The sequence below is a fragment of the Glycomyces terrestris genome, assembly GCF_003933745.1.
GTDB lineage: Bacteria > Actinomycetota > Actinomycetes > Mycobacteriales > Micromonosporaceae > Glycomyces > Glycomyces terrestris.
In genome coordinates this window covers 144,403-159,937 of the sequence record NZ_RSEB01000003.1, presented here as the reverse complement: position 1 = coordinate 159,937, position 15,535 = coordinate 144,403, and the positions used below count along the sequence as shown (strand labels likewise).

The following is a 15,535-nucleotide window of genomic DNA, read 5'->3' as shown; positions in this document are numbered from 1 at the left end:
CACGAGCACCACGAGGAGAGGGATGCAGCGAGCACGACGACCCCGAACCGGCGCCATCGGCCTCGGCGCCGCCCTGGTCATGACCGCCACCGCCTGCGGCACCGGAGCGGACCCCGGCGACCGCGGCTTCCAGGACTGCGCGGCCGACCCCGTCGCCTGCAACTCCGGCCAGCGCGCCGACGGCGGCGAGATCACCTGGGGCATCGACGGCTCCTGGACCGGCTGGAACCCCAACCAGAGCGCCGAGTACACCGTCTACACCCTCCAGGTCACCGCCCCCTACTGGCCCGCGATCGGCCAGTTCGACCAGCACGCCGACTTCGTCGTCAACGACGCGATCCTCGCCGCCGAGCCCGAACTCGTCAACGAGCACCCCATGCAGGTCGAGTACACCCTCAACCCCGACGCCAACTGGGGCGACGGCAACCCCATCGGCCTCGACGACTTCGTCTACAACTGGTACGCCCGCTCCGGGGACCCCGACCGCTGCGACGGCTGCACCCCCGCCGCCGCCACCGCCGCCGAGGTCGCCTCCATCGAGCAGGGCGCCACCGCCGACAAGATCGTCATCACCTACACCGATGCGTACGCCTCCTCCGAATGGAAGTACGAGCCCGTCCTCTCCAACCCCGCCCACATCGCCGACGAGCAGGGCCTCGACTGGCGCGACGACCCCGCCGACATGGGCGCGGCCGAAGCCCACTTCTCCGCCACCGTCCCCACCTGGTCCGCCGGGCCCTTCATCATCGAGGACGCGAAGGTCGGCGAGTACGCCGTCTTCGCCCCGAACGAGGACTGGGCCGGCTCCACCGAGGTCACCCTGGACAAGCTCACCCTCAGGTCCTTCGACTCCCTCGAGTCGATCATCACCGAGATCCGCCAGGGCAACGTCGACGGCGCCAGCCCCGGCAACGTCAGCGCCGAGAACGTCGTCCAGCTCGCCGGCGAGGAGGGCATCCACTTCAACGTCGACCGCGGCCCCCTCTGGCACCACATCGACATCAACGTGAACAACGAGTTCCTCGCCGACCCCGCCCTCCGCACCGCCGTCTTCCAGGCCATCGACGTCGAGGAGATCATCGCCCGCACCTACGCCAACGTCCAGTCCGACGCCGCCCGCAAACTCAACCACCTCTACCGCAACGACGCGCCCGGCTTCCAGGACCACCTCACCTCCACCGGGCAGGGCGCCGGCGACATGGAACTCGCCCGCGACACCCTCGACGCGGCCGGCTACACCTGGGAGGAAGGCCTCCTCCACACCCCCGGCGGCGAGCAGGTCGCCTTCAACTACCGCTACGCCGACGGCTCCGACGACCGCCAGACCATGGCCGACCTCGTCGCCTTCAACCTCGCCGACATCGGCATCGAGGTCGAGCTCAAGCCCTTCCCCGCCGCCGAGCTCGGCCCCACCCTCGACGAGTCGGACTTCGACATGGTCGCCTTCGGGTGGACCTCCCAGCCGGTCATCGTCAACTCCGCGCGCCAGTTCTGGGACTCCGAGGCCCCCACCAACTACGGCCGCCTCGACGACCCCGAACTCGACGCCCTCATCGACAGCCTCGCCCTCGAACCCGACCCCGACAAGGCCGCCGCCATCGGCGACCAGATCGCCGAACGCGTCGTCCAGAACGCCTACCAGCTCCCGCTCGTGAACACCCCCGTCGCCGTCATCGCCACCCCCGAACTCGTCAACGTCCGCGACAACTGGGCCTCCCAGCAGCGCGCCCTCTACAACGTCGCCGAATGGGGACTCAGAGCCGAATGACCCTCGCGACCAGGGCCGGCGCCTCGCGCACCGGCCCTGCCGACTTGCGTGGAACTCCCCGAAATCGGGCCGACAAGGTGCAACGATGTTCCAGTCGCGCCCGCCGGGGCGCGGCCACAAGGGAGAGTAGGGGGAGTGGTCATATGCGACCTGCAAGGGCGACCGCACTGGCCGTGGCCGGCGCGGCGGCACTCGCGGCAGGGGCGCTCGGCGCCTGCGGCGGCAGCGACGGCGGCAGCGGCGACAGCGACGTCACCTGGGCGATCAGCTCGGGCTGGGAATCGTGGAACCCGAACACGAGCGACGGCAACAACAGCTACCTTAACCAGGTGCTGACCCCCGCCGCCGCGTCCTTCGGCGACTTCAACCCGGACGGCGACTTCGTCCACAACGACGCGGTCCTCGCCAAGCTCCCCGAGCTCACCTCCGAGGCCCCGCTCACGGTCGCCTACACCCTCAACGAGAACGCCCAGTGGTCCGACGGCGAGCCGATCCGCGCCGAGGACTTCATCTACATCTGGTACCAGATGTCGGGCAACGCCGAGTTCTGCAACCAGGAGCAGTGCGCGCCCGCCACCACCGACTGGGGCGCGAACGTCGCCTCCATCACCGAGGCCGACGGCGTCGTCACCGTCACCTACATCGACGGCTACCTCAACCCCGAGTGGCAGTTCGCGTTCCCGAACCTCATGCCCAGCCACATCGTCGAGGCGAACGGCTTCGAGGACTGGCAGAGCGACCCGGCGGTCATGGGCGCGAGCGCCGACTGGCTCGGCACCACCGCGCCGACCTGGTCGGCCGGGCCGTACACGCCCACCGACGCCGCCGTGGGCGACTACATCATCTACGAGCCCAACGAGAACTACCAGGGCAGCGCGGACCCCGGGCTCGACAAGCTGACCCTGCGGGTCGTCGAGGGCACCGACGCGATCGTCACCGCGCTGCGCAACGGCGAGATCGACGGCTCCTGGCCCAGCGAGTTCAGCCAGGAGGCGCTCGACGAGCTCGACGGCAACGACGCCGTCTCCGTCAACGTCTACGAGGGCAACGTCTGGCTCCACATCGACGCGAACACCAACAACGCGTTCCTGTCCGACCAGGTGCTGCGCCAGGCCGTGTTCACCGCCATCGACAACGAGGAGCTCATCGAGCGCGCCTACCCCGACACCGAGGTCGCGGCCCGCACGAACCACTTCTTCGGCCAGAACAGCCAGTTCCACGAGGACTTCCTGAGCCAGACCGACCCGCAGCAGGGCTCGGGCGACGCCGACGCCGCGAACGCCGCGCTCGCCGCGGCCGGGTACACCACCGGCGACACGCTCATGACGCCCGACGGCGAGCCGGTCACGCTGACGTTCCGCTACGGCGACGGGGACGCGACCCGCACGCTCATCGCCGAGGTCGTCCAGTCGCAGCTCGCGGAGATCGGCATCGACGTGACGCTGACGTCGATCCCGGACGGCCAGCTGGGCCCGGTCCTCTCCGAGGCCGACTTCGACCTGGTCATCTTCGGCTGGTCCGGCACGCCCGCGTTCACCACCGCGCCGTTCCAGTACTTCGGCTCGGACTCGGGCTCGAACTTCGGCTCGTACTCGCTCGACGGGCTCGACGAGGCGATCGCACGGGTCACCTCGACCACCTCCCTCGAGGAGGCGGCCGGGTTCGCGAACGACGTCGAGGCCCTCGTCATGCCGGCCGCGTTCACGCTGCCGCTGCTCGACGAGCCGCAGTCCACGATCTACAACCAGGACCTGCTCGCCGGCGTGACCCCGAACGGCAACAGCCAGTCCGGTCCGCTGTGGGACGTCCAGAACTGGAAGCCCGCGTAGGCGAACCGCCGCGCGCGAGGGGGGCCGTCCGACTGCGGGCGGCCCCCCGCCGCACATATCGGTCGGGTAACAATGGTCCGCCAAATCCGTACCGACTCGTTCCCTTCGGTCGGTCGACATGGCAGCGTTTGTGCCAGTACTGCCGAGGCGGCCGTCCGCCCCCTCCGCGGCCCGGCCGGCGACGGCGCCTCCCCGGGACCCGCGAACGGGCGCTCCTCCTCGGCCGACCCAATGGAGGAGACACAGCACATGGCTCTTACCCGTAGAGCACTCGGCGGACTGACCATCGGCGGGTCGTCCGCGCTCATGCTGGCGGCCTGCGGCGGCGACGAAGAGGACGGCGGCGGCGGACCCAGCGGCGAACTGACCTGGGCGATCGCGTACCCGTGGGAGGCCTGGAACGAGAACACGAGCACCGGCAACAACTCCGCCGGCCACCTCGCGATGGCCCCGATGGTGTCGGCCGGCAGCGGCGGCTACGACTTCGACCCCGAGGGCAACGTCTTCTACGACGACGCCATCTTCGAGGGCGAGCCGGAGCTCATCAGCGAGGCCCCGATGCAGATCCAGGTGACCCTCAAGGAGGGCGCCCAGTGGTCGGACGGCAAGCCGATCCGCCTGGAGGACTTCATTTTCCAGTGGTACTCGCTGTCGGGCAACCCCGAGCACGCCAACCAGGAGAAGGCCCTCCCGGCCACCACCGCCTGGGGCTCGACCGTGGCCTCCATCGAGGAGCCCGAGCCCGGCGTCATCGTCTTCACGTTCGCCGAGGGCAACGTGGACCCGGAGTGGAAGTTCACCGGCGGCGTCTACCTCCCCAGCCACTACGCCGAGGAGGAGGGCGGCTTCACCGCCTGGCAGACCGACCCCGAGGTCATGGGCGACGCCATCACCTGGTTCAACGAGAACCTGTGGACGGTCGTCTCCGGGCCGTACAAGCCGGTCGACAACAAGCTCGGCGAGTACATCGTCTACGAGCCCAACGAGAAGTACCAGGGCTCGAAGAAGGCGAAGTTCACGAAGCTCACGATGAGGCCGGTGACGGGCATCGAGGCCGAGGTGACCGAGCTGCGGCAGGGCACCATCGCCGGCTGCTGGCCGAACGACTTCTCGCTGGAGATCCTCCAGGAGCTCGACGAGAACCCCGAGGAGTGGAAGTACGAGACGTACGCGGGCGCGACCTGGTCGCACTTCGACATCAACGTCCGCAACGGCTTCCTCGCCGACGTCGAGCTGCGCAAGGCCGTGTTCACCGCGGTCAACATCGGCGAGATCAAGGAGCGGGCCTTCCCCGGCACCGAGGTGCCGTGGCTGGGCAACCACTTCTTCACCGAGGAGAGCCCCTACTACCAGGACTACCTCACCCCGGCGAACTACGGCCTCGGCGACCTCGACGCCGCCAAGGCGATCCTCACCGCGGCCGGGTACACCTGGAACGGCGACGGGAAGCTGGAGAAGGACGGCGAGCAGGTCGTCTTCAACTTCCGCTTCGCGACCTCGAACGAGATCCGCAAGCTCACCGGCGAGGTCATCCAGGCCCAGCTCGAGCCGCTCGGCATCGACCTGGAGCTCAAGGGCTTCGGCGACGAGGACTTCGCTGGCACGCTCTCCAGCGCCGACTTCGACATGATCGTGTTCTCGTGGGTCGGCTCCCCGGCGTTCACCACCGGTCCCAACCAGTACTTCGCGACGGACTCGGCCTCGAACTACGGCGGCTACGACGACCCGGTCATCAACGAGCTGCTCCCGAAGGTGCGCGGCACGTTCGACATGGACGAGGCCGCCGACTTCGCGAACCAGATCAGCGCCCAGGCGGTCGCGCAGGCGTACACCCTGCCGCTGTACTCCAGCCCGCTGTCGGTCATCTGGAACGCGAAGCTCATCGAGCTCACCGACCCGGTGAACCCGGCCAGCCAGGCCGGCCCGACCTGGAACGTGCGGGAGTGGCAGGCCCCGTGACCCGGGCCGGGTGCGGGCAGTGGTGAACGCGACTCGAATTCGACTCTGCATCGCGGCGCCGATTCACTGCGTTCCGTCCCGATAATTCACTGAATTCCCCCGTGGGGCCGATGCCACATCGGCCCCACGGTCCATTCAGACCACACGGAGCAGGGCGCAAAGTCACGAATACATCACGAATAAACTCCAGTTGGGCCCTCCGCCGTGTCAATCCGCTCACGTCTGTGCCAGTGTTTGTCACAACACCGCCGAGGGCAGCACGCCTTCCCCCAACCCGTTCGTCCGGACGCGAGGCATCGGCGCTTTCGCGGCCAGCCGGAGGCCCCCTCGGCATCGATATCTGGAGGAGAAACACTCATGGCTCTGACTCGTAGAGCTCTCGGCGGCCTGTCCCTCGGCGGCGGCGCTGCCCTCACCCTCGCCGCCTGCGGCGGCAACGACGGCGAAGACGGCGGCTCGGGCAAGACCGAGATCGTCTGGGCGGTCTCCTCCGCGTGGGCCTCCTGGAACGAGAACACGCAGGCGGGCAACAACTCCTACGGCCACCAGGCCATGACCCCGATGGCCGCCGGCTCCGGCGACTTCGACGCCGAAGCGGTGTTCCACTACGACGACGCGATCTTCGCGCAGGCCCCCGAGCTCGTCTCGGAAGCGCCGATGCAGATCAAGTACGTCCTCAACGAGAACGCCCAGTGGTCCGACGGCCAGCCGGTCCGCGTCGAGGACTTCATCTTCCAGTGGTACTCGATGTCCGGCAAGCCGGAGCACGCCAACCAGGAGAAGGCCCTGCCCGCCTCGATCGACTGGGGCTCGCAGATCGCCTCGATCGAGCAGGCCGAGGACGGCTCCATCCTCGTGACGTACGTCGACGGCTACTCCGACCCCGAGTGGCAGTTCGCCAGCACCATCTACCTCCCCAGCCACGTCGCCGAGGCCAAGGGCTTCGCGGACTGGCAGACCGACCCCGAGGTCATGGGCGACGCGATCCAGTACTTCGAGACCACCACCCCCACCGCGGACGGCGAGGGCCTCATCGGCACCGGCCCGTTCAAGGTCGTCGACGCCAAGCTCGGCGAGTACATCGTGTACGAGATCAACGAGAACTACCAGGGCTCGATCAAGCCCACCATCGAGAAGCTCACCCTCCGCGTCATCGAGGGCACCGAGGCCATCGTCACCGAGATGCGCCAGGGCACCATCGACGGCGCCTGGCCGAGCGAGTTCTCGGAGGAGCAGAACGCGCTCCTCGCCGAGGACCCGAACATGAGCATCGAGACCTACACCGGCTCGATCTGGATCCACTTCGACTCGAACGTCCAGAACGAGTTCCTCGCCGACGTCGAGCTGCGCAAGGCCGTGTTCACCGCGATCAACTGCCAGGACATCTGCGACAAGAACTACCCGGAGACGGGCGTCCCGCAGAAGCTCAACCACTTCTTCTCGAACGAGAACAAGTACTTCGTCGACCACATCGGCCCGACGGGCCAGGGCTCGGGCGACATCGCCAAGGCCGCCGAGATCCTGACCGCCGCCGGCTACACCGGCGCGGCCGAGGGCCAGACCCTGACGACCCCCGACGGCAAGGCCGTGACCTTCAACGTCCGCTACGGCGAGACGAACCCGGTCCGCAAGCTCGCCGCCGAGCTCGCCCAGGCGCAGCTGGCCCAGATCGGCATCGCGCTCGAGCTCGTCGCGATCCCGGACGGCGAGCTGGGCAACGTCCTGGCCGAGGCCGACTTCGACCTGATCATCTTCGGCTGGTCCGGTTCGGCCGCGTTCACCGTGCAGCCCTCGCAGTACTTCGAGACCGGCTCGGGCTCGAACTACGGCAAGTACTCCAACCCGGTCGCCGACGAGGCGATCGCGAAGGTCCGCTCGACCTTCGACCTGGACGAGGCCGCGCAGTTCGCGAACGACGTCGACGCGATCGTGGTCCCGGACGCCTACACGCTGCCCGTCTTCGACGAGCCGCAGGCGATCTACTGGAACCCGCAGGTCCTGGAGGGCCCGCTGGCCAACGGCTACTCGCAGTCCGGCCCGCTCTTCAACGTCCGCGAGTGGAAGATCAAGTAAGGGTTCGCTGAGCCCTGGCGGCGGAGCCCTCCTCGGGGGCTCCGCCGCTCGTCTGGTTTCTGGCGCGAATCCGGCCGGGTGGCCCCCCGGTGACGGAGCGCCCCGGGCGGACCTCGCCGGCGCTGCGCCGCCGGCGGCACCGCCGCCCTCCCGCACCCCGCGACCCGAACTCCTCCAACACCCGCGACCGCGCCCGCCGGGCCGACCCGTTCCACTGTCGCGACGGGTTTTCCCAGGCAGGCTGTGAAAATCCCACCTTTCGCAGCCATTCAGGGAATGAACATCACGGGAACATAACGAACGAAGCTCATTCCTGGTTCGGCCGCTGGAAACCCGCGTTTCCCGTGGAAGGCTGTACCTCGCGTCACCCGACCGCCGCCCCGGCCCTGCTCGCAAGGCACGACCGGAACACGGAGCCTCCACCGGCCCCAGGCGGCGACTCGGCCCGGCAGGCACACCGCCCCCCACGGTGCCCTCCCCGCCGTCCGGTCCGGCGGCGCACACCCACGAGAGGAACCATGAAGCGACACCACATGGCGGCCGTCGCCGCCTTCGCCTGCACCACCCTGGCCTTGGCGGGCTGCGGTGGCGGGAGTGCGGCCTCGTCCAGCCTGGACGACTGCATCACCGACGCCGCGACCTGCAACTCGGGTCAGCGCGCGGACGGCGGCGAGATCACGTGGGCCATCGACGCCGGATGGAGCAGCTGGAACCAGAACACGGCGGACGGCAACAACGCGTACGTGAGCGTGGCGCTCGCCGGCATGTGGCCGTACACCGGCCAGTTCGACCAGAACGGCGAGTTCATCGTCAACGAGGGCCTCTTCGCCGCCGAGCCCGAGCTCGTGAGCGAGAGCCCGGTGACCGTCGAGTACACCCTCAAGGAGGGCGCGAACTGGGGCGACGGCACCGAGATCAGCGTCGACGACTTCATCTACCACTGGTACGCCCGCTCGGGGAACGAGGACCTGTGCGCCGGCTGCACCCCGGCCAACACCACCTACGGCTCCCAGGTCGCCTCCATCGAAGGCGACGGCGGCACGGTCACCGTCACGTACGTCGAGTCCTACCACTCCGCCGAGTGGAAGTTCGAGGAAGTCCTCTCCCTCCCCTCCCACATCGCCGACGAGCAGGGCTTCGACTGGCGGAACGACCCCGCGGACATGGCCGCGGCCGAGGCGTACTTCTCCGAGACCGCCCCCACCTGGACCACCGGCCCCTACAAGGTCGCCGACGCCGCCATGGGCGAGTACGTCATCTACGAGCCGAACGAGGACTGGGCCGGCGACACCGAGGTCACCCTCGACAAGCTCACCTTCCGCGTCATCGAGGGCCTGGAGAACATCGTCACCTCGCTGCGCAACGGCGAGATCGACGGCGCCTCGCCGTTCTCGGCCACCTCCGAGGCCATCTCCCAGCTCGAGACCGCCGACGGCGTCTCCTACTCGGTCGCCGGCGGCCCCAACTGGGAGCACATCGACCTCAACACCCGCAACGAGTTCCTCTCCGACATCGAGCTGCGCACGGCCGTGTTCCAGGCGATCGACCTGGAGAACATCATCGACCGCACCTACGCGTTCGTGCAGTCCGACATCGAGCGGAAGAACAACCACCTCTTCCGCAACGGCTCGGAGTACTACCAGGACTTCCTGACCGCGACCGGCCAGGGCACCGGCGACATCGAGATGGCCAAGGCGACCCTCGAGGCCGCCGACTACACGTGGGACGGCGACGGGAACCTCCTCACCCCCGACGGCGAGGAGGTCGAGCTCGACTTCCGCTACCTCGAGACCCGCGAGTCCCGCAAGATCACCGGCGAGCTCACCGCGGCCACCCTCTCCGACCTCGGCATCCAGGTCGAGCTGCGCGCCATCCCGGCCGACGGCCTCGGCGAGGTCCTCGCCGAGGGCGACTTCGACATGATCAACTTCGGCTGGAGCTCCGACCCGCTGTTCGTCGGCTCCGCGGCCCAGTACTGGAACTCCGAGTCCGGCTCGAACTACGGCCACCTCGAAGACCCGGACCTGGACGCGCTCATCGAGGAGATCAACGGCACCCTGGACATGGACGAGGCCGCCGCGCGCGCCAACGAGGCCGTGAAGCGCGTCATCGAGGACGCCTACGTCCTCCCGATCGTGGACGCACCCGTGATGGTGATGGTCTCCGATAGGTTGGTCAACGTCCGGGACAATTGGGCTTCCCAGCAACGAGCCGCCTACAACATTGCAGAGTGGGGTGTAGCAGACAGTGAGGCATAGACTGCCTGACACCCCCCGTATCTCTGCAAAGGCTTGCAGAATGGGGTGTGGCTGACACTGAGGAGTAGTTACCCGCAAGTCGCCCACTCCTGACCGGCGGTCCGGCGCGCAGCAGGCAGCGCGCCGGCCGCCCGGCGGGAAGCAGTGATCCAAAGAGAGTGCCAATCGCTCACAGGCAGGGCCCGCGAGAACCCGGGGCCGCAGAATGGGGAGTCAGTGAGCCCAGTGAAGGGCCGCGCGGGAGCGCGGCGGGGCCGGTCGGCAGGCGGACCGGTCCACAGCAGAGAAACCGTTAACGAGGCATTATGGTTGTATTCATAATCCGGCGCACCCTGATGATGATCCCGGTGCTGCTGGGGGCCACCATCCTGTGTTTCGCCCTGGTCGACTTGTCGAACGACCCGGTGCAGGACAGGGTCTTCGAGCTCGAGCAGTCCACCGGCGAGCCGGTACCCCAGTCGACCATCGACGCCCTCGAGGCGCAGTGGTACTACGACCGATCCGTTCCCGAGCGCTACTGGATCTGGCTCACCGGCTTCGGTGACACCAACGGCGACATCGGCCTCCTCCAGGGCAAGTGGGGCCCCTCCATCGAGGGCACCGCCCTGCCCATCGGCGACGAGATCTCCTCGCGCTTCTGGATCACCCTCCGGCTGGTCCTGTTCGCCACCATCGCGTCCATCGCCATCGCCATTCTCGCCGGTGTCGTCAGCGCGGTCAAACAGTATTCGAGGACCGACTACGTCCTGACGTTCCTCGGCTTCCTGTTCCTGGCCATGCCGGTCTTCTGGCTCGGCTCCCTCTTCAAGGAGGGCGCCGTCCAGCTCAACAAGATCATCGGCTCCACCGTCTTCCAGACCTACGGGTCCGGGACCACGGGCTTCCAGGGCAACGGCTGGGAGGTCTTCGTCGACTCCCTGCCCTACCTCATCGTGCCCACCCTGGTGCTCATGCTCGGCGGCTACGCCGCGATCTCGCGCTACCAGCGCGCCAGCATGCTCGAGGTCATGAACTCCGACTACGTGCGCCTCGCCCGGGCCAAGGGCGTCCGCAACGGCACCGTCATGCGGCGCCACGCCCTGCGGACCGCGCTCATCCCGGTCGCCACCTTCGCCCCCCTCGCCCTCTCCGGGGCCATGGGCGGCGCGATGGTCACCGAGACCATCTTCGGCTGGCGGGGCCTGGGCGTGTACTCGCTCGAGGCGATCAACGCCGGCGACACCTTCGCCGTCATGGCCTACGTGCTCATCTCCGGCATCGTCGTCCTGGTCGGCGTCCTGGTCTCCGACATCCTGTACGGCGTGCTCGACCCGAGGATCCGCTATGAGTAACACCGCTGCCCCGCGCCTCGACGCCGAGGCCATCAACACCAAGGAACGCGGCCAGTGGGAGATGGTGGCCCGCCGCTTCTTCCGGCACCGCGCCGCCGTCATCAGCCTCGTGATCTTCCTGGTCATCGTGCTGTTCGCGTACGTCGGGCCCTTCCTGTGGAAGTGGGACTACAAGATCCACTCGGAGATCCCGTCCTGGGCCGCCCCGAGCCTCGACCACCCGTTCGGCACCGACAAGGCCGGGCGCGACATGCTCGGCGCGATGATGCAGGCGACCAAGCAGTCCCTGAACGTCGCGCTCGTCGTGGCCATCGGCTCCACCGTCATCGGCGCGCTCTACGGCGCCGTCGCCGGGTTCTACCGCGGCTGGGTCGACTCCATCCTGATGCGCTTCCTCGACATCATGTTCGTGATCCCGTTCCTGGTGATCACCGGTGCGCTCGCCGGCGCCATCGACACCTCGGTGCGCTGGTACCACATGGCCATCATCCTCGCCGTGTTCGGCTGGACCTCGATCGCGCGCGCCGTGCGCGCCGAGGTGCTGTCCCTGCGCGAGAAGGAGTTCATCGAGGCCGCGCGCAGCGCGGGCGGCTCCGACTGGCACATCATCACCAAGCACCTGATCCCGAACACGATGAGCGTCATCATCGTGTCCGTGACCCTCCAGATCGCCTTCGCCATCCTCTCCGAGACGACCCTGTCGTTCCTCGGCCTGGGCATCCAGAGCCCCGACACCTCGCTCGGCCTCCTCATCGACGCCGCCGGCGCGTCGGCGTTCAACGAGCACTGGTACCTGTTCTACATCCCGGGCGTCATGATCATCCTCATCGCGCTGACGATCAACTTCATCGGCGACGGCCTGCGCGACGCGATGGACCCGCGACAGACGATGGTGAGGCGATAGGCATGTCGAACATCTCGGTCACCACCAACGGGGACAAGTCCCGGGCCGTCGGCGCGAAGGGCGACACCGTCCTGTCCGTCAAGGACCTGGCCGTCTCCTTCCCGACCGACGACGGGCTCGTCCACGCCGTCCGCGGCGTCTCCTACGAGCTCCGCCGCGGCCAGAGCCTCGGCATCGTCGGCGAGTCGGGCTCGGGCAAGTCGGTCACCTCGATGGCGATCATGGGCCTGCTGCCCAAGACCGCCCAGATCAGCGGCTCCGCCAAGCTCGAGGGCGACGAGCTCCTCGGCCTCGGCGACGCCGAGCTGTCCCGCATCCGCGGCAAGAAGATCTCGATGATCTTCCAGGACCCGCTCACGAGCCTCAACCCGGTCTACACCGTCGGGTTCCAGCTCGCCGAGGCGATCCGCACGCACTACTCGGACATCTCCAAGGCCGAGGCGCGCAAGCGCTGCATCGACCTGCTCGACTCGGTCGGCATCCCGAACCCGCAGCAGCGGGTCGACGCCTACCCGCACGAGCTGTCCGGCGGCATGCGCCAGCGCGTCGTCATCGCCATCGCCATGGCCAACAACCCGGACGTCATCATCGCCGACGAGCCCACCACGGCCCTCGACGTGACCGTCCAGGCCCAGGTCCTCGAGGCCCTGGAGAAGGCCCGCGAAGAGGTCAACGCCGCGCTGATCCTCATCACGCACGACCTCGGCGTCATCGCCGGGCACACCGACGAGGTCCTGGTCATGTACGCCGGGCGCCCCGTCGAGCACGGCTCGGTCGACGAGATCTTCTACCAGCCGCGCATGCCCTACACGCTGGGCCTGATCGGCTCGCTCCCGCGCATGGACGAGAGCCGCGAGCACCGGCTCACGCCCATCCACGGGACGCCGCCGTCGATGCTCAACCTGGCCCCGGGCTGCCCGTTCCGTCCGCGCTGCCCCATGCACCAGGACATCTGCGCCGAGGTCGAGCCGGACCTGCTGCCCATCAACGGCTCCGGCCACGTGGCCGCCTGCCACTTCTCGGACCGCCTCGAGGGCAAGGCCCCCGACGACGTCTTCGCGCCCGTCGCGACCGACCTGTCGGTCGAAGCGGAGGTCGAAGCCGCCGAGGCCGAGGCCGCCGCGCTCCACGAGGAGGAGGACAAGTGAACGCCATGCTCGACACTCCGCAGACCGCGGCGAGCCCGGTCATCGCCGGGAAGAACCTGGTCAAGGAGTTCCCCGTGCGCTCCAAGGGGATCCTGCGGCGCAAGGTCGGCGCGGTCCACGCCGTCTCGGGCGTGAGCCTGGAGATCGGCGCGAACGAGACCCTTGCCCTCGTCGGCGAGTCCGGCTGCGGCAAGTCCACCACGGCCCGGCTCATGATGAACCTCATCACGCCGACGTCCGGCGAGGTCCTCTACGAGGGCAAGGACCTGACGAAGCTGTCGCGCAACCAGATGCGGCCCATGCGCAGGGACATCCAGCTGGTGTTCCAGGACCCGATGGCCTCGCTCGACCCGCGCATGACGGTCTTCGAGATCATCGCCGAGCCGCTGCGCGTGCACGGCCTGTTCAAGAACGGCGGCCGCGACCGGGTCAACAGCCTGATCGAGATCGTCGGCCTGAACCCCGAGCACCGCAACCGGTACCCGCACGAGTTCTCGGGCGGCCAGCGCCAGCGCATCGGCATCGCCCGCGCGCTCGCGCTCCAGCCGCGCGTGCTCATGCTGGACGAGCCGGTGTCGGCCCTGGACGTGTCGATCCAGGCCGGCGTCATCAACCTGCTCGAGGACCTCCAGGACGAGCTGGGGCTGTCGTACCTGTTCGTGTCGCACGACCTGTCGGTGGTGCGGCACATCGCCGACAAGGTGGCGGTCATGTACCTCGGCAAGATCGTGGAGGAGGGGACCACCGACCAGCTCTTCGCCGGCCCGGCCCACCCGTACACGCAGGCCCTCATGTCCGCGATCCCGCTGCCGGACCCGCGCAAGGAGCGGACCCGCGAGCGGATCGTCCTCCAGGGCGACGTGCCCAGCCCGTCGAACCCGCCGTCGGGCTGCCGGTTCCGCACGCGCTGCCCGCTGTTCAAGGAGCTGTCGGCCGACGACCAGCGCAAGTGCATCGAGGTCGAGCCGCTCCTGCGCTCCGACCACGACGGCCTGACCCGCGCGGCCTGCCACTTCGCCAGGAAGAAGCAGCTCGTCTAGTTCCGGACGTGCGACAGGGCCGCCCCGCATCGCGCGGGGCGGCCCTTTCCGTTCACTGCTCGGCGTCGCGTCCTAGTGGCTCCAGTAGTCGCTCAGGCAGCCGACGTGCGCGAAGCCCCAGGTGTCGTCCACGTCGACGGCGACCCAGATGTTCGACCAGGTCCCGCAGGTCGTGTGCTTGCCCCCGGTGGTGAACGGGACGCACCAGGTCCCGTCGGCCCACTCCCCGGCCGGGATCTCGCCGAGCACGGTCGAGTTCGCGTAGGGGATCTCCCGGACCTTGGTGTCCTGCGTGAAGGCGAGCTGGCAGACGACGCTCTCGGACGCGTCCGCCGGCACGATCCGGTCGGTCTCGGCCGCCCCGGCGGAGGCGGGCGCGGCCCACCCCGCCCCGATCATCAGGGCCATGGCCGAAGCCGCTAGAACTCTTCGCATTTCGCCACCTTTGCTGTGAGTTGAAATGAACACGCCGCCCCATGGTGGCAGGAGGCGCTCAACCACCGATCCGAAATGGACGGAAGACGGTCTGTCAGGTATCCGATAGACCTCCCCACCCCAATCCGACGCCGCCCCCTCGCTGATGAGTGCTTCGGGACCGCCTTCCTCTCTCTTGTGGCTTGTGTTGCGGTAGTTCAGTTGTGTCAGGTTGTGGGGCGGGCGACGTCACTCTGAGGGGTGAATGTGAGTCCTAAGGAGACTTCAGGGTGGTGCGGCGCGTCCGCTCTGAGTGCGTTTGAAAGCCCAAGTGGGGCCGGGTTCGATGCCGCGCTGCTGTCGCCGATTGTGGGACCTTGTGGACGGTGGTGCGTGAAGGGGCCGTTCTATCACCTGGGAAAACAGACCCAGTGTCGGGATGCTGACACTTGGCGGTCTTCGCAGGTAGAAGCGGTATACCCCTAAACTCGCGGAATCCACGGGTGCCGCGGAGCCGATAGCGTGGCAGCATACGGGCCCGAGTGGTGGAATCTGGTAGACACAGTCGGCTTAAAACCGGCCGTCGGGAGACTTGCGGGTTCAAGTCCCGTCTCGGGCACGAGCCAGCGCGTCGGACTTGGGAGGCAACGGGATCGGACGGGGTGGGACCGTCCGGTCCCGGAGTGTCGTTTGTCGCATTCGCGAGCATCTCCGGGCGAACCTCCCGAACGGGTGATCGCACCGGGCTCCTGCGGAGGTGGTCACGCTCCGCCACCGCATGAGGGCTGAGCTGCCGAAGCGCCACTGTGAA

General features: G+C 68.2%; 10 protein-coding genes and 1 tRNA gene. 10 read left to right on the top strand and 1 reads right to left on the bottom strand.

The window, feature by feature from the left end; genetic code table 11:
• Window positions 1-22: 22 nt before the first annotated feature.
• From EIW28_RS10670 to EIW28_RS10630, 9 genes are all read left to right on the top strand, one after another.
• Entirely contained in the window at window positions 23-1,768 is a 1,746-nt protein-coding gene (locus EIW28_RS10670; protein ID WP_125247712.1) for an ABC transporter family substrate-binding protein, read from the top strand.
• 143 nt (window positions 1,769-1,911) lie between these two features.
• Window positions 1,912-3,597, top strand: a complete 1,686-nt coding sequence (locus EIW28_RS10665; RefSeq protein WP_125247711.1) for an ABC transporter family substrate-binding protein — start codon at window positions 1,912-1,914, stop codon at window positions 3,595-3,597.
• Window positions 3,598-3,846: 249 nt separating this feature from the next.
• Window positions 3,847-5,556, top strand: a complete 1,710-nt coding sequence (locus EIW28_RS10660) for an ABC transporter substrate-binding protein (protein WP_158630364.1) — start codon at window positions 3,847-3,849, stop codon at window positions 5,554-5,556.
• A gap of 357 nt (window positions 5,557-5,913) precedes the next feature.
• On the top strand, window positions 5,914-7,629 hold the full coding sequence (locus EIW28_RS10655; RefSeq protein WP_125247709.1) for an ABC transporter substrate-binding protein: 1,716 nt from the start codon (window positions 5,914-5,916) through the stop codon (window positions 7,627-7,629).
• Window positions 7,630-8,147: 518 nt separating this feature from the next.
• Window positions 8,148-9,887, top strand: coding sequence for an ABC transporter family substrate-binding protein (locus EIW28_RS10650; RefSeq protein WP_125247708.1), 1,740 nt, complete (start codon window positions 8,148-8,150; stop codon window positions 9,885-9,887).
• A gap of 305 nt (window positions 9,888-10,192) precedes the next feature.
• Window positions 10,193-11,218, top strand: coding sequence for an ABC transporter permease (locus EIW28_RS10645; RefSeq protein WP_125247707.1), 1,026 nt, complete (start codon window positions 10,193-10,195; stop codon window positions 11,216-11,218).
• Window positions 11,211-12,122: an ABC transporter permease gene (locus EIW28_RS10640; protein ID WP_125247706.1), complete on the top strand. Its 912-nt coding sequence runs from the start codon at window positions 11,211-11,213 to the stop codon at window positions 12,120-12,122. The genes EIW28_RS10645 and EIW28_RS10640 overlap by 8 nt, the downstream gene beginning before the upstream one ends.
• Before the next feature lie 2 nt (window positions 12,123-12,124).
• Window positions 12,125-13,270 (top strand): ABC transporter ATP-binding protein, encoded by a 1,146-nt coding sequence (locus EIW28_RS10635; protein WP_125247705.1) that lies wholly within the window; start codon window positions 12,125-12,127, stop codon window positions 13,268-13,270.
• A 5-nt stretch (window positions 13,271-13,275) separates the two neighbouring features.
• Window positions 13,276-14,310 carry an ABC transporter ATP-binding protein gene (locus tag EIW28_RS10630; protein WP_125248326.1) on the top strand — a complete coding sequence of 345 codons (1,035 nt, stop codon included), beginning with the start codon at window positions 13,276-13,278 and terminating at the stop codon, window positions 14,308-14,310.
• A 72-nt stretch (window positions 14,311-14,382) separates the two neighbouring features.
• On the opposite strand, the gene EIW28_RS10625 is transcribed toward EIW28_RS10630, so the two are convergent.
• Window positions 14,383-14,745, bottom strand: a complete 363-nt coding sequence (locus tag EIW28_RS10625) for a hypothetical protein (RefSeq protein WP_125247704.1) — start codon at window positions 14,743-14,745, stop codon at window positions 14,383-14,385.
• Window positions 14,746-15,260: 515 nt separating this feature from the next.
• Here EIW28_RS10625 and EIW28_RS10620 point away from each other — a divergent pair.
• Window positions 15,261-15,343, top strand: a tRNA-Leu gene (locus tag EIW28_RS10620).
• The last annotated feature ends 192 nt before the right edge of the window (window positions 15,344-15,535 follow it).